This window comes from Eubacterium sp. AF16-48, from assembly GCF_003479405.1.
GTDB lineage: Bacteria > Bacillota > Clostridia > Lachnospirales > Lachnospiraceae > Eubacterium_G > Eubacterium_G segne.
The window spans coordinates 1-21,771 of sequence record NZ_QUHB01000002.1 but is presented as its reverse complement, the minus strand read 5'-3'; the positions used below and the strand labels follow the sequence as shown (position 1 = coordinate 21,771).

16 protein-coding genes and 1 pseudogene are annotated in these 21,771 nt (G+C 35.6%); all 17 read right to left on the bottom strand.

Annotation, left to right across the window (positions count from 1 at the left end; all coding sequences use genetic code 11):
* Positions 1-17: 17 nt before the first annotated feature.
* The 17 genes and pseudogenes from DWW68_RS02215 to DWW68_RS02135 all read right to left on the bottom strand — a co-directional run bounded on the left by DWW68_RS02215 (position 18) and on the right by DWW68_RS02135 (position 21,597).
* Positions 18-2,240 carry a thiamine pyrophosphate-dependent enzyme gene (locus tag DWW68_RS02215; protein WP_118588729.1) on the bottom strand — a complete coding sequence of 741 codons (2,223 nt, stop codon included), beginning with the start codon at positions 2,238-2,240 and terminating at the stop codon, positions 18-20.
* A 3-nt stretch (positions 2,241-2,243) separates the two neighbouring features.
* Positions 2,244-3,341: a 2-oxoacid:acceptor oxidoreductase family protein gene (locus DWW68_RS02210; RefSeq protein ID WP_118588728.1), complete on the bottom strand. Its 1,098-nt coding sequence runs from the start codon at positions 3,339-3,341 to the stop codon at positions 2,244-2,246.
* Positions 3,342-3,385: 44 nt separating this feature from the next.
* Positions 3,386-5,581, bottom strand: a complete 2,196-nt coding sequence (locus DWW68_RS02205) for a beta-propeller domain-containing protein (protein ID WP_118588727.1) — start codon at positions 5,579-5,581, stop codon at positions 3,386-3,388.
* Positions 5,581-6,117, bottom strand: coding sequence for an RNA polymerase sigma factor (locus DWW68_RS02200; RefSeq protein ID WP_021952786.1), 537 nt, complete (start codon positions 6,115-6,117; stop codon positions 5,581-5,583). Before DWW68_RS02200 ends, DWW68_RS02205 begins: the two co-directional genes overlap by 1 nt.
* A 173-nt stretch (positions 6,118-6,290) precedes the next feature.
* Positions 6,291-6,713 carry a flavodoxin gene (locus DWW68_RS02195; protein ID WP_021952787.1) on the bottom strand — a complete coding sequence of 141 codons (423 nt, stop codon included), beginning with the start codon at positions 6,711-6,713 and terminating at the stop codon, positions 6,291-6,293.
* A gap of 71 nt (positions 6,714-6,784) precedes the next feature.
* Positions 6,785-7,348, bottom strand: coding sequence for a DUF3793 family protein (locus tag DWW68_RS02190; protein WP_021952788.1), 564 nt, complete (start codon positions 7,346-7,348; stop codon positions 6,785-6,787).
* 5 nt (positions 7,349-7,353) lie between these two features.
* A complete protein-coding gene (eno, locus tag DWW68_RS02185) occupies positions 7,354-8,649 on the bottom strand; it encodes a phosphopyruvate hydratase (RefSeq protein ID WP_118588726.1) in 1,296 nt (431 codons plus the stop codon).
* A gap of 538 nt (positions 8,650-9,187) precedes the next feature.
* Entirely contained in the window at positions 9,188-11,263 is a 2,076-nt protein-coding gene (locus DWW68_RS02180; protein WP_118588725.1) for a heavy metal translocating P-type ATPase, read from the bottom strand.
* Positions 11,263-11,541 carry a DUF6110 family protein gene (locus DWW68_RS02175; RefSeq protein ID WP_118588724.1) on the bottom strand — a complete coding sequence of 93 codons (279 nt, stop codon included), beginning with the start codon at positions 11,539-11,541 and terminating at the stop codon, positions 11,263-11,265. The genes DWW68_RS02180 and DWW68_RS02175 overlap by 1 nt, the downstream gene beginning before the upstream one ends.
* Positions 11,542-11,777: 236 nt before the next feature.
* The gene (locus DWW68_RS02170) at positions 11,778-13,280 is read right to left on the bottom strand and encodes a PH domain-containing protein (protein ID WP_118588723.1); all 1,503 of its coding nucleotides are present in this window, start codon (positions 13,278-13,280) and stop codon (positions 11,778-11,780) included.
* Between the two features lie 8 nt (positions 13,281-13,288).
* Positions 13,289-13,834: a PH domain-containing protein gene (locus DWW68_RS02165; RefSeq protein ID WP_118588722.1), complete on the bottom strand. Its 546-nt coding sequence runs from the start codon at positions 13,832-13,834 to the stop codon at positions 13,289-13,291.
* Positions 13,835-13,955: 121 nt separating this feature from the next.
* Positions 13,956-14,660, bottom strand: a complete 705-nt coding sequence (locus DWW68_RS02160) for a YoaK family protein (RefSeq protein WP_118588721.1) — start codon at positions 14,658-14,660, stop codon at positions 13,956-13,958.
* A 68-nt stretch (positions 14,661-14,728) separates the two neighbouring features.
* Positions 14,729-15,133, bottom strand: a pseudogene (locus DWW68_RS02155) (hypothetical protein); the annotation flags it as partial.
* Positions 15,134-15,348: 215 nt separating this feature from the next.
* On the bottom strand, positions 15,349-17,541 hold the full coding sequence (locus tag DWW68_RS02150) for a CotH kinase family protein (RefSeq protein ID WP_118588720.1): 2,193 nt from the start codon (positions 17,539-17,541) through the stop codon (positions 15,349-15,351).
* Between the two features lie 182 nt (positions 17,542-17,723).
* The gene (locus DWW68_RS02145; RefSeq protein ID WP_186840037.1) at positions 17,724-19,607 is read right to left on the bottom strand and encodes a carbohydrate-binding protein; all 1,884 of its coding nucleotides are present in this window, start codon (positions 19,605-19,607) and stop codon (positions 17,724-17,726) included.
* Between the two features lie 90 nt (positions 19,608-19,697).
* The gene (gene xth, locus DWW68_RS02140) at positions 19,698-20,450 is read right to left on the bottom strand and encodes an exodeoxyribonuclease III (RefSeq protein ID WP_118588719.1); all 753 of its coding nucleotides are present in this window, start codon (positions 20,448-20,450) and stop codon (positions 19,698-19,700) included.
* A 49-nt stretch (positions 20,451-20,499) separates the two neighbouring features.
* Complete coding sequence (locus DWW68_RS02135; RefSeq protein WP_118588718.1) at positions 20,500-21,597, bottom strand: endonuclease/exonuclease/phosphatase family protein; 1,098 nt, start codon at positions 21,595-21,597, stop codon at positions 20,500-20,502.
* Between the last annotated feature and the right edge of the window lie 174 nt (positions 21,598-21,771).

Below are 21,771 nucleotides of genomic sequence, written 5' to 3'. Positions count from 1 at the left end.
TATCAGACTTTAGTGTATCACATTTTTATGTTTATGGAAACTGATTTTTCCTTTAGTTTTCTAAACCTTTCATCAATTTCTTTTTGAATTTCCTCAACTACACTACTATATTCCTCTTTTACTAAATGCCTGGTTCTTCCCATCATGGAAAACCACTGTTTTACAGGCATTTTTTTGTTGCTGTTTTCATGATTATAATTAAGTTTAGTAATTCCCTTCTCCACTTCATATAATGGAAAATATCCACAATTCACTGCTGCTTCTATAACCGCCCTTTCTGTGGCAGGGTTGTCATTCCAATTGAGAGGACAGGCTGATAGTGCTTTTATATATGCCATTCCCTGATTTTTGGCATAATACGCCGCCTTTGCAGCCTTAGTAATAAAATCCTTAGGATTGCACTCTGCCACCGTTGCCACGTAAGGAATATTAGCCGCTGCCATTATTTCCGGCATGTCCTTATTAAAAAATGTCTTTCCGTATTGAAGAGGTCCCACATGGGATGTAGCACTTTTTGCCCCTTTAGGAGTAGAATAAGACAACTGGTAGCCGGTATTCATGTATCCTCCATTATCATACTCAAATATAATCATGTTATGGCCTCTTAAGGCTGTTCCAATGGCTGACCCCATACCTATATCCATGCCTCCATCGCCGGTTACCATTATAAAAACAATGTCTCCTTTAGGTATTTCCCCTTTCTCCTGTCTTCTTTTACAGGCTTCTACTATTCCGCTCATGGTGGCAGCCCCGTTTTGAAAAAGATTATGAATATAAGGAACCCTGAAAGATGTTTTAGGATATGCAGTGGTTATAATCATTCCACAGCCTGTCTGAAACAAAAGCACCACCGGGTCTTCAATTGCCCTAAGAAGAAGATTTAAATTTACTAATATTCCGCACCCCGGACAGGCTCCATGTCCCGGTGCAATTCTATCAGGCATTGCCGTTGTGGCATTAATCTGTCCCCCCTTTACCATTAAACCCTCTCCGGTATTTTTTACTTCCGTAATGCCTAACATTGTTCTTTCTTTATCTATCTTTTTAAGAAGATTATCCTGTACTTTTTCTTTGCCGCCTTTTGTTACGCCATAATAACTAAAATCAGGGAGATTATCATATTGCTCCAAAAGCCATCTTCCATCAGATACGTCAAAGTCAATACCACCTAAGCCATATACCACTGATTTAATTTCCACATTTTTCTTTTTTCTTTGAAATGCCGCCCTAACTTCTAAGGATAGATTTCCCCCATTAGCCCCATAGCTGTCCTGTCTGTCTGCCACAAGTATTTTACATTTATCTTTAACCCTTTTAACAACTTCATCAATGGGAAAGGGGCGGATTACATCAAGGGTAATGACGCCTGCTTTTATTCCCTCTTTTCTTAATTTATCAACTGCCACTGTAACTGTGTCAAAGGCAGAGCCTAACAGTATCATAACAATTTCAGCATCCTTTACCTTATACTCCTCCACCATTTCATAATGTCGTTGTGATAAATTTTCATAGCTTTTAAATATTTCATCAAGTCTCTTTCCTGCTAAGGTCACTGCCTCATACAACTGAAATCTGTTATTTATTAAATCAGGCTCATTCATGTATGAACCAATGGTTATGGGATTTTCAAGGTCTAATAAATCATGTTTTTCCTTCTTTTTTCCCACAAAATTCTTTACGTCTTCATCTGATTTGAAGCTATAGCTTCGTTTTTTCTGATGGCTGGTAAAAAAGCCGTCATATGCCACTACCACCGGCAGGCTGACACTTTCTCCTAATTTAGTGGCAATAATATTAAAATCGTAAACCTGCTGCACACTATGGGCAAATAGAATAATCCACCCGGTATTTAGCATAAACATAATGTCGCTATGGTCTCCCTTAATGGATAAAGGCCCCGAAACCGTACGACACGCCACATTCATTACCATGGGATACCTTGTACCTGATTGCACCGGAAACTGCTCTAGGGCATACAAAAGTCCATTGGCACTTGTGGCATTAAAAGCCCTTGCCCCTGCTGCCGATGCTCCGTAACATATTCCTGCTGCACTATGCTCTCCTTCTGCCGGAATCATAGTTATGTCAACTTCTCCCTTAGCCCCCATTAAATCCAGATTTTCTGCAATTTGAGTAGAAGGAGTAATTGGGTAATAACCCATTATGTCATACCCTATTTGTTTCACTGCCAACGCTGCAGCCTCATTTCCTGATAAATATTTTTCCACCTGTTCCTTCATATCTTAAACTTCTCCCCCTTCTATTCTTTTTTCATCTAAAAAAGCCTCCGATGTAATATATCCGTCGGCACCTGTCTTTTCATAACAATCCGGTGTTTCCTTAAGTTCTATGTTGGGAATAAACCACGGCTTCACACTATAATCTTTCTCTTTTTCCTTTATTAAAGCCTGGGTAGGGCATATTTCCACGCATCTTAAACAGCCTTTACAATGAAAATAATCAAGTCCTTTATTCACCATCATTTCCTTCCCCTTATAAGTTCCTTTTTCAAACTGAAAAACCATATCAGGGCAGGTTACATCGCACATTCCGCAATTAATGCATCTCTCCTTTATAAACACCGGAATATACCCTTGCCTGGATGGGGACAAATCATTAGTTATGGTGCTTCCCGTACTTAAATTTACTCCCCCTGTAAGCATGTTTTCATATCCCTTAGAATTGCCATTTTCTTTTGAATTTGAGGTAATCTTATAATTAGGAATATTACATTGGATGGCTTCATTATATCCTCTATATATTCCCTGCAAATTATTTTCCAGCACATCAGGGTACTTTGCCCCTAATATTTCACTGCATATTTTATTAACGCACTCCATGGGAATAAAACCGCTTGCTTTTGCCATGGCACCTAACATTACAACGTTAATTCTCGATTTGGTTTCCATGGCTATGGAAAGTGCCGGAACACATACCAGCCTTGCCCCGGATATTTCATTTGCCTTAAGGTAGGAATTAATTATATTTTCAGGTGCTATGTCAGAATTAATTACAATAACCGTATCATTACTACATCCGTTAAAAATCTCAGGATTTTGCATTAATGCCTCATGGAATATGCAGAGCATATGAGGTCTTTTAACCGGTGAATTTAGCCTGATTTCCATATCCTTTCTGCAATATCTTACATATGCCTTTACAGGAGTACCTGTTTTTTCTGAGCCATAACTTGAAAAACCGGCACTATTAAGTCCCAAAAACTTTAGTGCCAGTTCTCCTAACATTTTTCCGCAAAGGTTAGCTCCTAAACCACCTATGCTTTCTATTCTTATTTCATAATATCCTTCATCATTTAATAATGGTAATTTTACTTTTTCCATTCTTCTCCCCCACAATATTTTATTACCATTATTAGCAGATTTAATTATTTTATACTGATTTTTCCTTTTACACTATAGTCTGCCATATTAACAGCCCATATTGCTTTGCTGCAATCTGTAACATACAAATAATTATCTATATAAAATCCCCTGACATCGCTATACTCCTGCTCTCCTAACTTTAATCTTAAAAGTTGTTTGAACCTGTTATTTTCATACTTAAACAAATAGTAATACACGTCTTCTGAATAGTACTCATCACTGTAGTTGTCCTCATAAACAGGAATCCCTATAATATTTTTTTCACTATCTGCTAACAATGCTTTAGAATCGTAAAGTGCATCGCTGTCAGACTCTTTTTTCACCGTGTAAGAAGCCTTTCTCTCTGCCTTCTTTCCAGAAATTCCATACATGTCAATTTTAAGCTTAGATGGTTCATTTTCATCGTTAACTCCAATTCCCAGCATGTTATTTTCGTCAAACATCTGGAGATAATCAGAATATCCCGGAATTTTAAGAGCTCCTGTTATCTTTGGATTTGCCATATCGGTAAAATCAACTGTAAACAGAGGATCTGTCTGTTCATAGGTTACAAAATAACCATAATTGCCTAAATATCTTGCAGCATATATATCCTCATTCTTTGCCAGACCTAAAATTTCACCCTTTTTCTTCATGGCACTGTCAAAGGTATAAACTGAATTATTTTCAGTTGATGTTATAACCTTGTCATCTATACACTCATCATCCACCTGCTTTCCATCTTTGTAATATACATATGAATCCTCCAAAGTGACTCCTTCACTAACATGAGCAACTAATCTTAAGTATCCATCCTTTTCATCTAAAGAAAACCTGTCATCGATTCTTCCATTAATACCGGTTCCTGCTATAAAGGTTATTTTTCCATCCTTATATGAATATTTTATTATTTCCGATTTATCACTTCTTTTTATGGCTTTTACCTGACGTTTCTTAGTATCCGCCTTTATTTTATCTAATGCGTAGTGATATTTTATTTTTGTCTTTTTATTTAAGTCTATTTTCTTATTTTTTACGTATTTATCAATTTTTGCTTTATAGTTTTCATCATCTGAAACATCCTCTTCATCAAACACCTGGCTTATAAGATAAATATTATTTCCACTAACATAAACATCACTGCTGCTACCTAAAACAGATACACTATTTTCTATTTTCTTAGCTGTATCAATGTTAATTGAAGTAATTATTGAATAGGAATTGTCCTCTGAAACATCCGGTATAAAAATATCCTTACATTCCACCTTTTTTTCGTTGACATAAGGTATGCAGTCATCCTTATCGGCATCCCATGAAGATATTGTATACAGATATCCATTGACAATCCTTGTTTCAGCTACACTTCCATCCTGATTGTTTTTACTTATAAGCTTCGGATTTTTAATGTCGGATATATCATAAATCAGGATATATGTTTTACTTTTTTTATTTCGTGCTATTACATCGTCTACAACTCCACATGTTGCTATCCTGTTGATAGTTGAAGCAATGGCTACTAAACGGTTATTTTCCACATATATTTCCCTTACACTGGTCTGTTTTCCCACTGTTTTCTCATCAAACATTATTGTGGATATATTTTTCATATTTCCGTTAGTTGCCTCAGTAATCACAACCTTATTATAGGCAAACTCTCCATTTTTTTTACATTTTTCCGTTAGGGTATAAATGTACTTTCCGTCAGTTTTTACACTATCCCCCTCATGGACACCTTCAGTCTGCTCATTAGTTTTTGAATAATTGTTTTTTCCTGTACCTGTGCTTCTGCTTATACCATCTGTTGCAGCATCTGTAGACTTTTTAACGCCCCGTTCATTGTCTTTATATCCAGGTACTTCTTCCTTAAGCCTTGACTTAATCTCATCATAGGAATCTGCGAATTTTCCTCCCTGAACATTTTTATTAATCTTAGATAGGGTAGCGTAATTATCGGCGTACATTTTTTCACCGCTGCTTCTATATACTTCTTTGGTATTAACATGATTCCATATTGTCATTCCTGCCACAAGTACAATACATGCCGCCACTGCTGTTGCCATTTTATAAATTCCGGTAAATTTCTTTTTTCTTCCGTTTCTAATACTTTTTATTATCTTTTCATTAGTTTTTTCATCAATTGTTATCTTTTCGCTGTCATTTATTAACATTTTGGCTATCTCAATATTTTTTTCGTCAAAATCTTCAAAATTTCTGCTCATTACTGCACCTCCAAATATTCTCTCATTTTTTCAAGACCTCTGTTCAGCCTTGTTCTTACTGTTGACGGGTTCATGGACAAAATCTTTCCCACTTCGTGGCTTTTGTATCCCTCCACCACACATAGTGAAACAATGATTCTGTCTGTTTTATTTAATTTTGATAGCGCTATCTGTATATCTGTTGCTTCTTCCCTATCTTCATATTTTGTGCTTTCCCTTAACTCCACATCTTCCATGGTTTTTGACTTTGGATTAAAAACTGAAAACTTATTATACTTGTCCTTTATCTTCCTGTTACATTTAGTTGTTAATATTTTTAATATCCACGGCTCAAAGCTATCAGGATTTTTTAATTTTGTTATACCTGTCAGGGCATCTAGCACAGTGTCACTTACCACCTCCTGTGCTAACAAAACATCTCCCATTATGTAAATGCCCATCTTATACAAATCATTGTTGATGGAGCAATATAACCTTTCAAAAGCTTTTTTGTCATTTCCCATTGCAAGGACTACGTCCTGTTTATCATATTTCATATTGGTACCTTTTCCCTTTTATTATGATTAATTAATCTTTTCATATATGTAGTGTACGGAAATATAGATTTTGTTGCAATAAAAAAAAATACACCGGAATGCTGTCTACACATTCCGGCATATTATTAAGTATTTGAGTTGCCGGTTTCCCGGCGAATTAAATTGGAGAAAATCTATGCTAACGCTTTGCCCAAAGCCTTGCACGCATCAATTGCTTCATCATCCGGTGCTTCATTGCATATAACAAAATCACATGCCATAACAGCACCATCATTTCTGCATGTCTCATCCCAGTTTCTCATCCACTCACCATCGCCCCATCCATAAGAGCCAAAAAGTGCTATTTTTTTGCCATTTAGCTTCGCCTCGCACTGTGCAAATACAGGTTCAAATTCACCTTCTTCTAACTGTTCAGCTCCCATTGAAGGACATCCGAAAGCTATGGCATCATATTCATCCATCTTATCAGCACTAAAATCAGATACAAATATTACATCTGCCTGTGCTCCTGCTTCCTTTGCTCCTTCTGCAACATTAGTTGCCATAACTCCTGTATTTCCTGTTCCACTCCAAAAAACTACTGCCACTTTACTCATTAATCTTATTCCTTTCTGCCACAATATATTTATGGTTAATACTCCTTAGCTATAGTAAGGAATTATCCATTTTACGCTGCCACTGTAAGCTTCAAAATGCTTCTTCCGGCATTCCATAGTTTTGTATAAATCAATCTGCACTTATCATATCTGGCAAATTGTTTCACTGCTGCCGATTCGTCGCCATAAACCTTCCAATAACCACAACACTTGAAATTATCCCCTTTATTTTCAATAAATCCAATAACATCTTCCACCGGATAATCCAAAAACAATCCGATTTCATGGGGAAAGTCATTTAAATTTCTAAGCCTCTCTTTCAAATGTGCAATGGAATACTTTACATCACAACATGTATACCCACATTTTTTTAGCAGCTCCCATGTCTTCTCCTGCTTCAAATCCTCTTGCAGTCTATTAGTCCTATATACATATATTAATGCTGATTTTTCATTTTCCCGCAATATTTCTATGCTTATTCCTTTTTCTTCAAATATCGTGTTCATGTCTTTTACATTTTTGTAAACGTCTTCCCTTGTTAATCCATCCCATGTATAAAACCAGTTGAATAAACTGGCGGTTTTTAGAGATGCCAGAGTGGAAGAACACCATTCAATAAGATATTTTTCAAGCATGTTTTTTACCTTTTCACGTTAAAAGCTGCCATACCCGGATAAACTGCCGCATCTTTTAATTCTTCTTCAATTCTTAATAACTGATTGTATTTTGCCACACGTTCAGTTCTGCTTGGTGCTCCTGTTTTAATCTGGCATGTATTAAGAGCCACTGCCAAATCAGCTATAGTTGTATCTTCAGTTTCACCGGAACGATGAGATGATATTGCGGTGTATCCTGCCTTGTGTGCCATTTTAATTGCCTCTAAAGTTTCTGATACTGAGCCAATCTGATTTAATTTAATAAGGATTGAATTTCCACATCCTAATTCTATACCTTTTCCTAATCTTTCAGTGTTAGTTACAAACAAGTCATCTCCTACTAACTGAACCTTGTCTCCTAATTCTTTTGTAAGAACCTGCCATCCTTTCCAATCTTCTTCATCTAACGCATCTTCAATTGAGATGATTGGATATTTGTCAACTAACTTTTTCCAATGCTCAATAAGTTCATTTGATGTATATTTTGTGCCTGCTTTTGGTAAAATATACTCGCCTTTCTTTTCCCCTTTCCATTCGCTAGAAGCAGCATCCATTGCCAACATAAAATCTTTTCCCGGCTGGTAGCCTGCTTTTTCAATTGCCTTTAAAATATATTCAATAGCTTCTTCGTCACTCTTTAAGTCCGGTGCAAATCCGCCTTCGTCACCCACCGATGTAGCAAATCCTTTTTCTTTTAATAATGTGCTTAACTGATGAAATACCTCTGCACACCATCTAAGAGCTTCTTTAAATGTTTCTGCCCCTGCCGGCATTATCATAAATTCCTGAACGTCTACAGTGTTTGCCGCATGAGCTCCACCGTTTAAAATGTTCATCATTGGAACCGGAAGTCTGTTTCCTGATATTCCTCCTAAAAATCTATACAAAGGAATGTCTAATGATATTGCAGCTGCTCTGGCACTGGCAATTGAAACTGCCAAAATGGCATTTGCTCCAAGATTTGATTTATCTTTAGTTCCGTCTGCTTCAATCATAGCCTTGTCAACTGCGTATATATCTGATGCATCCATTCCCTTTAACACATCATTAATAGTTGTATTAATATTTTCTACTGCTTTTAAAACACCCTTTCCCTGATATCTGCTTTTATCACCATCTCTTAACTCAAGGGCTTCAAACTCACCTGTTGATGCTCCACTAGGTGCAGTTCCTCTTCCTACTGTTCCGTCTGCCAAATAAACTTCTGCTTCTACTGTAGGATTTCCTCTTGAATCCATGATTTCACGTCCTACGACTTTTTCAATCTGTAAATAATTCATTGTATGTTCCTCCATATTTCTATAAAAAATAAATTTTAGTCTTGAAATAATTAAGTAAGGAATCCGAATGGAAGGCAGCTACCCCTTCCATTTCCCGTTCGGAGTCCAAATGTCTATTCAAAAGAGGTTAGTTTTTTCTAACCATAGTTATAATATACTAACATTTTGATAAAAGTCAATAGGGAATTTGAGATTTTTTATTTTTTTAAGTTAGACGTTAAGGAAGAGGGATGGTGTGTGCTTTTCCCATAATAGCAAATTTATTTGTTTTTCCGGGGTGGGTACCATTGACCAGTTCAAATTGCCACTTTCAACTGTTCTTAAACACATTGTCCCCTAACAAATTTCATGCCACACTTATATTTGACTTTCCAATCGCAGCAGATAACTACTATCTCAACAATTGTCCACAAAAAGGCACCACGTTAATGACTAACTTTCATTAACGTAGTGCCTTTTCTAAAATGTCCTATAGATATCAACTCTCATACACATCCACAGATATTCTATAATGTTTAATCTATATACACATCCACTTTTATATTTCTATATCCTTCATGCTGCTTAAGCCTATTGCCAGAGTTGATGAATTATGCAGCAATGCTGACGTTGCCGGTTGTATCAGACCGCAGGCCCCAAGAATTATCAGTGCAGTATTTATACCAACAATTGAACGATAATTCCTATGTATCTTCTTCATAAGACCTTTGCTTATTTTTATAAGAGTAACTATCTGGCTTAAATCTTCACCATCTATAGTTATATCAGCTATATCTCTTGCTAACTGTGCGCCGTTGCTTATGGCAATACCCACATCTGCTTTTGATAAAGCCGGTGAATCATTTATGCCATCCCCAATCATTATGACACATCTGCCCTTTTCGGTTTCACTTTCAATAAACTTTGCCTTATCCTCCGGCAAAACTTCTGAATAATACTCATCAACACCTACCTGCGCAGCTATTGCTTTCGCAGTTCTGTCACTGTCTCCGGTCATCATAACCACCTTGCTGATACCATTTTTCTTTAATTCCCTTATGGTCTCAACAGACTCCTCCCTTAACGGGTCTTCAATAAGAATAACTGCAGATAGTTTGTTTTCAATGGCAAGATATAAATGAGAATACTCCGGTGGAAGATTTTTGAACAATTCTTCCTTTCCATCAGGAATAACACACTTTTCATCTTCCATTACAAAATGATAACTGCCAATAATTGCACGCTTTCCATTAATTGTAGTAGCTATTCCGTGAGCTACAATATATTCCACCTTACTGTGAAATTCATCATGCGTAAGATTTCTGCTTTTTGCCGCATTAACAACAGCATTGGCCATGGAATGTGGAAAATGTTCCTCTAAGCATGCTGCGATTCTTAACAAATCATCCTTTGACCTGTCTTCAAATGCCACTACATCCACAACTGTAGGTTCCGCCTTTGTTAAAGTGCCTGTTTTGTCAAACACAATAGTATCCGCCACAGACATCTTTTCCATAAACTTTCCACCTTTAACGGTTATTTTATAGTCATTTGACTGTCTTATCGCTGCTAAAACAGATATTGGCATGGCAAGCTTAAGAGCACATGAATAATCGACCATAAGAATGGAAATGGCTTTTGTTGCATTTCTTGTAAGAAGATAAGTCAAAATCGTTCCTCCCAAAGAATATGGAACTAACTTATCTGCCAAATGCTCTGCCTTTCCTTCCATTGATGACTTAAGCTTCTCTGACTCCTCTATCATATATACAATTTTGTCAAATTTACCTGAGCCACTGGTTTCCTTTACAATAACACCTATTTCTCCTTCTTCAACCACCGTTCCTGCATAAACATAATTTCCTTTTATTTTACGAACCGGAACAGCTTCACCGGTCATAGATGCCTGATTAATCATGGCTTCGCCATCTGCCACTTCGCCATCAAATGGAACTACTTCGCCCATTCTTGCAACAACTATGTCTCCTTTTTTAATATCTTTAGCCGGCACCATAATCTCTGTACCGTCCTTTTTCAGCCATACTTTGTTGATATTAAGTGACATACTACGTGCTAAATCACCTACAGACTTCTTATGTGTCCACTCTTCTAAGAGTTCGCCTACTCCTAACAGAAACATAATTGAACCTGCAGTATTAATATCGCCCCTAATCATGGAAACGCTAATGGCCGTGGCATCTAAAACCGGAACCTCCAATTTTCCCTTTGCCAATGTCTTAATTCCTATAAGAACATACTTAAAAGCACTATAAGAAGTTAAAGCGATTTTAACCGGCATAGGCAAAACCACACGGCATGCATAACGCATAAAAATTTTATTAATAAGTTTTTCCTTATAATACTCGTTAAGCTGGCGACCTGAATTTTCTAAATACTGTTCCGGTACATCTACCTTTTCATAAGAAAACCTCTTAAGCATATCCAAAACAGCCTGTCTATCACCTGAATAACAAATGACCGCATCATTTGTTCTATTAAAAACCTGTGAAGAGATTATATTTTCCCTTCCCATAAGATAATACTGTAAAATATCTGCCTGTCTGAACGTCATATTCTTATAGACAAAATGTACCCGGAGTCTCCCCCTTATCTCATGTTTAATAACAAATTTCATTATTCTTCGCCACTTTCGTCTTCAACGCTTTCATCTTCAAAGCATTCTTCTGCTTCTGCTTTTCTGTCCTCGTTAATCTGCTGTGCTTCTGCATAAATGTCGCCGGCATTTTCCTGAACAGTTGTAACTGTGTCCATTACACAATCCTTAGCTCTAAGAACTGCTGCGGTGCAATTGGCATACACTTTCTTTGCATCTCTGCTTGAGAGAACCTTAATACCTGCTGTTCCAAATAATGTTCCTGCTGCAAATACAGCTACCTTCTTTAAAATATCCATTATAAAACCCTCCTATAATATGTATTGCCCCCTCCCTTCGGTCAGCGGCATTTCGTCGGAAACATCCTTAGCCATGAAGTTGATTCATTATGTTTCCTTCTGCTTTTAGGTTTGTTACGCCTAACCAAATAATACTTCTTTTGTGAGGATTTTTCAAGTATTTTAAATAAGACCATCCCTTCAATGTTTAATTCAACATTAACAGAACAGCCTTATATTACTTACAGTGTACTCCATTAATCTTTAAAGGAAGAAATACACAATTTATCTTTAATTAATTCTGTCTTTTCAGCACTCATATATGGAATTTTATGTCCTGCATTAGAAATTGCTGCCAGTATTCTTATAAAGCCTTTGGTTATCCCCAGTTTATTTTCCAGAATATTCCGATTAAAAGTAACAATTTGTATTTTTTCAAATTTTATTATAGTTGTAGTTGTGCCAAAAATTCCTGATTTTACTTTTATCTGGCTATTGCCAATATAACTTCCCTCTGTTTTGTATGACAATATGTTACATACAATAATCCACAACATAATCACTGCCAATACCCCTATTTCTACTATCAACGGAATACCTAAAACAATATTACATCCACAAAATGTCACTATGCAGATTATATATTTTACAATAATTTTTAGCATCTTTATAACCCACACTGACTTTGGTTGTCTTTCTGTTTCACAGGAAAAGCTTTCGGAAAATTCCGGCAAAAGCCTTTTTATGATTTTTTCTGTGTTTTCCCAGGTGTCATAAAAAGTAAAGTATGTCTGCTCCTGCTTTTCATCTCCCATACCTACATTTACAATTTCCACTGCATATTTCTTAAACAATCTGGCAATAAAAGTCTGATGTACAATAATGGCATTTATTCTGTTGACAGGAATGGCAAAATTAACCTTTTTAAACAATCCGTATTTTATATATATCTTGTTATTCTTTCTTTTAAGCTTAAAGTCATACAGCTTAAGGAAATTTTTAACAAAACCTGCACCGGTACCTAACGCCAGAGAAAACGCCACTGTAATTGCTACAATAAGTACTCTGAAACCATCTCCATCAAAACCTGCTGTAACAAATTTCGGGATAATACTAACTATACTCCCAATACTTGCTATAAAAATAATTATTCCTAAAATACTTATTGAATATAGTCCATTCATAATAATGTTTCTTTTATTAGCAACCACATCATAATCTTCATTATTTAAAATTTCCTGCTCTACCACATCATCCCCATCACCCTTTATCCGGTTTATATGTTTGATAATGTAATTTCTTAATTCCTCAGCCTCTTTTTTCTTTAGAATTATTTTAACATCCGTGGTGTTAGCCGTGGATAAGCTATCTGTATCAAATTTAACCTTGCAGGTTCCTATTAACATTTCAAACAGATTTTGTTCCATATTAACATTGGATATATTTTTAAACCCAATAGTATTCTTTAGTGAAATAATTGTATTTCTCTCCACTGACAATGTATCATTATCAATTACAATCCATGTTTTATACCATACCCTGAAACGCCATGCCACAAATATTGCTATAATCACAATAAAAATCAGCAAAATAAAGACAACATAAACGGTTTCTACTGAAAATCCTCCACGGGATATATCCACTATCATATCAATAATATCATCGGGACTTCCCATAATAATAACCACCAGTGCTATTAATGCTGCCCCAAATTGTTCCACAACACTGGTCCAATGATTTCTAAATCTCTTATTTTCCATAGTCCCACCTACTTATCATCCAATTTTTTTACGTTAATGCCTTGAGTTTCATGGTCTAAAACGTCACCATTTTTTTGTATATCCGCTTCTCTTTGGCAAACTGCTATTTTGTTTATCCTGCTTTTAAGATTTTCGGCTATATTTTCTGCCTTTTCCTCGTCTAAAAACCTGATAACCACATCTCCTCCGGCAGTCGTTACCACAATCTTTGCCACTTTACAGATTTTATCGAAAGGTCCTCTTTGAATCTGCAACTTGTGAAGACGTTCAATAGGAACAATATTTCTTTCCACAAATATGTATCCCTCAACAATATCTATACACTCATCGTCAATTTTATATCTGTATCTGTGAAATCTGAAAACAGGACTTACTATACAATTTATTACCATCAAAATTGTCACTATAACAAGTATAACTGTTCCAATTGTAAGATTATTAGGTATAAAAATAGCAAGTTCCACTACAAGTGCAATAATAAGATATACCACCGTAGCAAAACCTGCTGCCATATACATGTTTTTTAAAGCTCTTTTAGATAATTTTTCGTACATATTAGTCCTCCTGTAAATAAACTTACTGTAAGTTTACCATATAGTTCATGACTAATCTACCAAAATCATCCATTGTCTTTATTCACCTATATTGTTTTTCATCTTTGTTAGAGATAATATTCTATGCCTTCACTTCCCCCAATACTGTAATGTCCTTTTCAATTTCTTCCTCTACTTCGTCTTTTATATTTTCCGGAAGTACCTCTAAAGTAAAGGCTGCCACTGAAAAAGGAACTGCGAAAAGGCTTGCCATATATCCGAACTCCTTACATGTAAAGTACGATATAGCAACTCCCACATGAAACCATATAAGAGAATTGCCATAAAATTTGCCTTTTTCTAACTGCTCCGGATTTTTGTCTAAAAGATATTCAGTAAAACCGATTACACACTGTTTCAAGTTATTAGTTGAAAAAATTGTTGCACTATTATATTTTCCAACGCCGTGAAAAACACTCCACTGGGTTGACATCATAAAAAATATAGGAAGAAGTCCCACCAGAGGATTGATACTTTTTGGCATGAAAACCAATGCAATCATAATTATAATTTCCACGGTAATTGCGTATTTCCTTGTATTAACATTAGTCATTTTTCCTAAGCAAACGCAAATTGCGATTGCCGTAATGTAAAGCACAAAAGCTAAAATTCTTAAGAAAAAATCAAAATAATTTTTTCCTAAAAGAGTACACACAATATCTATCATATTCGTAGTCTGGGCTGATCCCATATTTTCAAATCCATTAACTATGGCATATGCCCCAAAAAATCCACCAATTATGCACATAAGGCTATGAATGTACATTTCTTTACTTCGGAAGTTCATTTTCTAACACCATCCTTTATGTTTTCTTCCGAGATACTATCATAGCACTTTTTTGAAAATTGGCAAATTTATTTCTTATAATTCTCATAAGAAGGCTTTTTATAATCAGTTTCTTTCCATATTTTGTCGGCAACTCCTGCCCACTCTTTTGCATATTCACTACATTTTCCGCACAAATGCTCTACCGTCTCCGGTGATTGCAGGTCTGTTGACTTAGCCCTTGTTTCCTTCACCATTGGCATTAATATGAAAATAATTCCTTCCTCCTGCAATACATCCGCCAACAAACTCTCCATCATTTTGGAAATCCATAGTAAAAATTCCAGGTCCATTGCTTTCATAACTTTGCCATACACGCCTTCACCACGTCTTAAATCATTAACTCCCTCAAAACCTTCAAGACTTATGGCAAGATAGAAATTACCCACTTCCTGCATTTGTTTACACAATTTTTCGTCTACTAATGTGCCGTTGTTTTTAATACATTTGGATTAACTTCCTTAAGCAACCTGTCAATTTTGTGTGTCATTGTTCCCATATTACTTACCTCCACGTTTCGACATTATCACTTATTAAAAAAAATTTAAATGTCCATTTTTTTACATATGTATAACTTGTTGGTAAGTATTATTATTTGAGCATTTTTAGAATATATTCTGAAATCCGTTTATAAATTAGTCGTACAAACCTATTTTCTTGTTTTTCCGGTTTTTACCTTACACCAATATGAATAAACTCTCTTTCCTTTTACACAATAATATGTTCTTATTCTCACATAATATTTTTTCTTTTGTTTTAACTTCTTTATGGTCTTTGAAGTTGTTTTATAGTTTTTGATTAAAACTGTCTTTGCCTTTTTAAACTTCTTAGAGGTAGAATACTGTATCTGATATCCTTTTACTCCCTTAATCTTCTTCCAGCTTATTTTCAATGATTTCTTAGCTTTTTTAATAGATTTAATGGATGTAGCTTTTGGTCTTGTAACCTTTGTTGATGTTCCGGAAGTAGCTGTAGGTTTAGATGCAGGCTTTGTGGTATGAGGTTCTTTTGTAGTTTCTTCTCCACCTGTCACCTTTATATCTACAGATTTTACCAGACGTGCATCACTTATGGTAAGTTCACCATTCCTACATTCTGATGCTGCCATATGCATATGAAAACCTAAATTATATTTGCCCAAATCTAAGCCTGATTTTTCCAAATCTATTATTAACAACTTATCTGTATCATATAAAGATAATACCTTTTCATCTGCTGATACAAAATTATTATCATAATATACATTTTTAAACCAGTATGGCTTTGACTTAATCTCATCACTGCCTGACTTACCTCTAAATTCCAACCTGAATGTAGAAATATCACCGGTATATCTTATTACCAGATATTTATAAGAGCTGTCTGCCAGTCCCTTAAAGTTAACAAATCCCAACCACTGATAATCCTTATCTGTCCATGAATACGACCCAATCATTGCCTGATTTCCTTTTGGATTTCCATCAAGAACAATATCATCTGCACTTTCATTGTAAGTTACTGTTATATTCTTTTTAGGTGTAGCATCTCTACCACCTGCAAACTGGGATTTTAAATATTTATCTCTGTCTATTAACCATTGTCTTAAATATTCAATTGCACTATTATAATCCTTCCACTTAGCAGTACCTGCGTAACTAATGCCATCAGCGCTGTCTTTGTTGGTTACACTCCATCCTGCACCACCATTTTTCTTTGGAAGATAATTTCTTGCAAAAGAATTTTTATATGTAGATGTTATGCAATTAATTGAATTGCCGGTATTTCCATAAATCATATTTGAAATAAGTCCTGATACCTGACTGTAACGTTCAGACACCATATTATAAAACTCCGGCATTTCCATAAGTTTTTTAAACCATGTAAACTGCTGACACCATAATCCCTTACTGCTGTCACCATTTTCAAAATAAGTAGGATAATTCACCGGATTGGCATTTCCGCCGGACAAATCCAAATCCCATAATGGTCCTGCATACAACACACCGTCTTTTATGTAAAACCTTGTGGAGCTGTAATTAAAGTCTACATTTTTAAACAATTCATTTACAATATAAAAATTAGCAAATGATTTTACATCCACAAACTTAGATATTTCCTCAAAATCACCATTTTCCAATGCTGTTTCAAATCTGTTTAACACTGTAAGGGTCTGCTTATACTGCTGCGTATCTTCCGAAAGCCCTTCCGGGTCACCTACATTAAACCTTATTCCATATCTTATGGTTCTAAGATAAGTCTGTCCCTCTTCTGTTCTGTCATATTCCTTTTCAAGAAGAACATCATTTGAATCCTCAGTATTAATGTTTACTCTGCTTTCCCCCACTTCCACAGATTCAATTAGCAGATAATTTCCGTAATAAACATCATTTATGTATAAATCAACAAACGTGCTTTTACTTGTGTACTTAAGTCCTAAATTTGTGGCAAATTCCATGGCAAGACGATTTCTAATTAAAGACTTATCAAAGGCATTTGCCAATAGACTCCATTTCTTTGCCTTGCCCATTCCAAACACATCTTTAGCCTTTGAGAATGAAATATTAAATGGCTTTTTATCAGCCACTGCTGTTGAATTTCCTCTTACCTTAATTGTTCCATCAGACTCTATTGTGTCATAAATTGCATTATCTTCATACAAATCTCCACCTTCTTTATCTACCACGGTAATCTGCGCCGGAACCTTTTTTTCTTTAGTTATGGTGGTTCCATCGGTAGTGACATAAATCGTACGAATGTCTCCCGGCTTCCTTTGTTCATTAGCAGATACGCTTTTTCCATTACACAACGCCCCTGAAACGACAATCAAAAATGCTGTCATTGTAATTAGGAATTTTCTAAGCATAATCCTTTCCTCCGTTCATTTTGTTTTATCCTATATTGCACTTCCTATATTTAATTTAACCCGTTCATCTCATTGATATAATTGTATCAGAGTATTGTATTTTTTTTAATAAATTAAATACACAAAAATAAAAAGAGGCATAATGCCCAAAAGCAAAAGCCTCATTTTATGCTAATTAACCATTAATATTTTATAATAATATTTTTAAAATCAAAATCTATTTTTTTGTAACTTCCATTTACAACCTTTAATATATTATCATACAAATATATATGACCTGCATTATTGCTCATTAATGCATTTTGGTACAAATAATCTGCAATGTCATATATTTTAATCTTCTTAACATTGCCATACACATAATTACCATTTTTTAACTTTGCGTATGCTCTGACACTTATATTACTGTTATAAAACGAAGCATTTTTAATAAAAGTCATAGTCATGGCATAACTTTGTCCCATTGGATAACTGCCATAATTATTGTCCATTCTTCCGGCATCACTTGCCTGATAATTTACTACGGCATTATTTGTACTTCCAATAACCATATCCGAATCATTTACTGATAATCCGTATATAAGGCCAAAATTTTCCACTTCACTGTCAGAATCTTCAAGAGAATAAATTACCCTGTATCCTTCCTTTGTGGTACTTATCTGACATCCATTAATTTCTAATTTAACATTAGTGCTTTCCGGCGGAGTAGTCTCCGGTTCCGTAGGTTTTTCACTTCCTGTTGCATCCTGCAAATATTTCCAAGGCTCCGAACCATTGTCTGTGGCAACTCCCGGAGTATCTCCCTGCGTCCACCATGATGCCTGCCATATTTTTCCATTATATAAAACCTTATCACCCTGGGAATACGCTGTACCCTTCTTCCATTCCTTAATAACCTCACCATCTAATTCATAATCTCCATCTGAACCTGCCGGTGGAATTGTGTATGCATTATCCCCCATAAAGGTTTTAAATACATTGGTATGTTCATACATTCCCGTAATTCCCTTATTAGCGCCATACTGCTGACAATCACGGTTTAAGCACCAAAAAGATGTCATTCCAATATTTTCCTTTATTGCCTTATCATTTACGACCTTTGAATAATCAGTAGTCCAGATTGGGAAACTTGCACTTTCCTCTCCTATGGAAACTGTAACTCCAACCTTTTCATATGCTTGCGAAGTACTAAGTGACTTTCCATTATTTTTGTATGTACTTAAAATCTGACTTGCTGTATTATCAATAGCACGGACTGATGCACCTGCGTAAGTTTCCCCGGGTAAAATAGTTGCGTTACCATAGCACATAGCCATAATGTTTACCATTTTAACGTCCACACCATTTTCTATATATGCCTCTAAAGTTCCAAGTCCTAAATCTGTCAATCCTGTAGGCAATACCGGAAGTGTAAGTACAATTTCTATACCTGTGGTTTCCTGAACTCTCTTAAGTGCTCTGGCATTAGCAATATTAATCTGTTTGCCCTGAGCACCGCCTTCAATATCCAAATCAAGCCTCGTAAGTCCGTATCCCTGTATTACATCCATGTATGAATTGTATAAAATATCTTCATCCTGAGTTTTCTGGAAAAAGTTTCCCTCGTTCAATCCTCCGATAGATACGATAACATCGCCACCTTTTGAACGGATATACTTAATAGATTCTTTAATGCCGTCAATCTGCCATGTATCAGTTGCTTTTTCGCTTAATGTGGAATAGCCACCCCATGACCAGTCAATAACCCCATCTGTAATGCCACCTGTTGCAGTAGTCATTATAAAACCTAAGTTATAATATAAAATCCCCGTGTCCTTGTACATCTTCTCCAGACTAAGAGTTCCCGCCGAAGAATAATTCTTATCTGAAACATAAGATACAATATCCACAAAAGGTGCAAAGATATGATCCGGAATCTTCTTTCCTTCACCGACTCCGTAAGCTCCCCGATCAGCGTAAATTGCTGCCTTAGCTGTCTTTGGCGTGATGGTCATTGAGCCGATAACCAACACAAATGCTAACAATCCTGTCAAAAATCTTTTTGACCATTTTTTTAAAATCCCCATTTACTTCCTCCTTAAAGATTTTTTTAACCCCTTAAGTATATCAAAAGTATAGAATCATTTCCACCAAATGGGGAAAAAAAATTGTTTTATCTACTCAAAATCCAGTTCCACAGGACAGTGGTCTGACCCCATTATTTCCGTATGAATTTTGGCATCCTTCATTCGTTCTTTTAAATCCTCAGACACAAGGAAATAATCTATACGCCATCCTGCGTTCTTTTCCCTTGCCTTAAATCTGTATGACCACCAGCTGTACACCGACTCCAAATCGGGATAAAAATATCTGAAGCTGTCCACAAATCCACTGTCTAACAACTCAGTCATTTTTTCTCTTTCTTCATCAGTAAATCCGGCATTTTTCCTGTTTGTCTTTGGATTTTTCAAATCAATTTCATTGTGTGCCACATTCATGTCTCCACATACAATTACCCCTTTTTTCTCTGCAAGACTATTTAAATATTTTCTAAAATCATCTTCCCATTTCATTCTGTAATCAAGTCTTGCCAACTCATTTTGAGAATTAGGAGTATAAACAGTAACCAGATAAAAATCCTGATATTCTAATGTAATTACTCTGCCTTCTAAATCATGTTCTTCTATATTAATGCCATAAGAAACAGAAACCGGTTCATGCTTTGTTAATATTGCAGTTCCTGAATATCCCTTTTTAACTGCATAATTCCAATACTGATAATATCCCGGTAACTGAAGGTCAATCTGCCCTTTCTGCAACTTAGTTTCCTGAAGGCAGAAAAAGTCTGCATCTAACTTTTCAAAATCCTCCATAAAGTTTTTCCCTACACAGGCTCTTAACCCGTTTACATTCCATGATATAAATTTCATAATATAATCTGCCTTTCCATAAGAAAATTGTTTTGTTATTCCACCTGCTTTATTTTAATTTAAATTTCATAAATACCGGCTGATGGTCTGAATATAAAAATCCGTTATCCTTAACTGTATAATCCGTCATTTCCACATTATCCGAAATAATAAATCCATCTAATATACAGGTAAAAGTTTTTCCCGGAATATATTCAGTATCATCATTTCTGTTAGAATCTGCCAGACTGTCGTACTTTTCCTTTGATAGCTGATCCATGGCAAATGAAAGACCTTCCGGCATTTTGCTTCTTGGAAATGGATATGCCCAACTTTCATATTCAACGCTGTCATCCTCTGCTAATTTTAAGTCATGATTAAAATCACCGCCACAAATAACATAATTTCCTTTATCCATTTCAGACTTCATATCCTGAAAAAGCATGGAGGTTTGAGCCTCTCTTATTTCATCACTGTTTCCATATGCAGACATGTGAACGCCGTAAATAATTAATTCCTTTCCGTTTTCCACCGGCACTCTGCTTACGCTGTAACATCTGTCTAAATCCAACAATTTAGAAAATGATGTGGAAATAGGAAAGCTTCTTCTTAGGGCAGAGGTTATCTCGTACTTTGAGTAAACACTAATACCAGAATATGATTTTCCAATAGGTTCATTGAAAGGATAAAATAAATATGCAGAATCATAGTTTACTGCGAAATTCTGAAAATATCCCTGAAACTTTTTATTAATAAGATTTTCCTGATTTACGTGATAACTTCTGGTGGAATCCCTGTCAACTTCCTCAAAAATCATAAAATCAGGATTTTCACTTTTGGCATAATCTGCTGCTCCATTAATGGCATCTATACCTGACTGCCTGCTAAAGCATCTGGAATACTTGCCTCCATCCATAAAGAAACTGTAATCCGGAGTATATGCACCAAATCCCACATTATAAGTACCTGCTGTATATTCCACTCCTGTCTTAACCTTGCTTCCTTCCGTGGCATTTAAAGAATTGATTTCAATAAGCTGCTTATCCTTAATTCTGTGATAGGTTCCAAATACATATAGAACATACACAATCACCACCAACAAAAATGCCGCAATAACAGACAACAGAGTTACTACTATTTTCTTTTTAACTGACCATTTTTTCTTCATTTGTATGTTGCTCCTTTAGGCTATAAATATTTTCACTGTTATTATAAATGAATTTAATATGAGGTTAGTATAACATATTAGGAGGCGGGGAAGCAAACATGTCAGCAGATTTCTATACTTCCCTAAAATGAAATTTTAAATTCCACTCTCCCACTGTACAGTGGAATTTACTTT

Bases quoted from the DNA above. Each gene is read 5' to 3' on its own strand.
- DWW68_RS02210 (WP_118588728.1), bottom strand. From the start codon at position 3,341: ATGGAAAAAGTAAAATTACCATTATTAAATGATGAAGGATATTATGAA.
- DWW68_RS02200 (WP_021952786.1), bottom strand. From the start codon at position 6,117: ATGAAATATGATAAACAGGACGTAGTCCTTGCAATGGGAAATGACAAA.
- DWW68_RS02195 (WP_021952787.1), bottom strand. From the start codon at position 6,713: ATGAGTAAAGTGGCAGTAGTTTTTTGGAGTGGAACAGGAAATACAGGA.
- DWW68_RS02205 (WP_118588727.1), bottom strand. From the start codon at position 5,581: ATGAGCAGAAATTTTGAAGATTTTGACGAAAAAAATATTGAGATAGCC.
- DWW68_RS02145 (WP_186840037.1), bottom strand. From the start codon at position 19,607: ATGGGGATTTTAAAAAAATGGTCAAAAAGATTTTTGACAGGATTGTTA.
- xth (WP_118588719.1), bottom strand. From the start codon at position 20,450: ATGAAATTTATATCATGGAATGTAAACGGGTTAAGAGCCTGTGTAGGG.
- DWW68_RS02135 (WP_118588718.1), bottom strand. From the start codon at position 21,597: ATGAAGAAAAAATGGTCAGTTAAAAAGAAAATAGTAGTAACTCTGTTG.
- DWW68_RS02215 (WP_118588729.1), bottom strand. From the start codon at position 2,240: ATGAAGGAACAGGTGGAAAAATATTTATCAGGAAATGAGGCTGCAGCG.
- DWW68_RS02165 (WP_118588722.1), bottom strand. From the start codon at position 13,834: ATGTACGAAAAATTATCTAAAAGAGCTTTAAAAAACATGTATATGGCA.
- DWW68_RS02170 (WP_118588723.1), bottom strand. From the start codon at position 13,280: ATGGAAAATAAGAGATTTAGAAATCATTGGACCAGTGTTGTGGAACAA.
- DWW68_RS02150 (WP_118588720.1), bottom strand. From the start codon at position 17,541: ATGCTTAGAAAATTCCTAATTACAATGACAGCATTTTTGATTGTCGTT.
- DWW68_RS02175 (WP_118588724.1), bottom strand. From the start codon at position 11,541: ATGGATATTTTAAAGAAGGTAGCTGTATTTGCAGCAGGAACATTATTT.
- DWW68_RS02160 (WP_118588721.1), bottom strand. From the start codon at position 14,660: ATGAACTTCCGAAGTAAAGAAATGTACATTCATAGCCTTATGTGCATA.
- eno (WP_118588726.1), bottom strand. From the start codon at position 8,649: ATGAATTATTTACAGATTGAAAAAGTCGTAGGACGTGAAATCATGGAT.
- DWW68_RS02190 (WP_021952788.1), bottom strand. From the start codon at position 7,348: ATGCTTGAAAAATATCTTATTGAATGGTGTTCTTCCACTCTGGCATCT.
- DWW68_RS02180 (WP_118588725.1), bottom strand. From the start codon at position 11,263: ATGAAATTTGTTATTAAACATGAGATAAGGGGGAGACTCCGGGTACAT.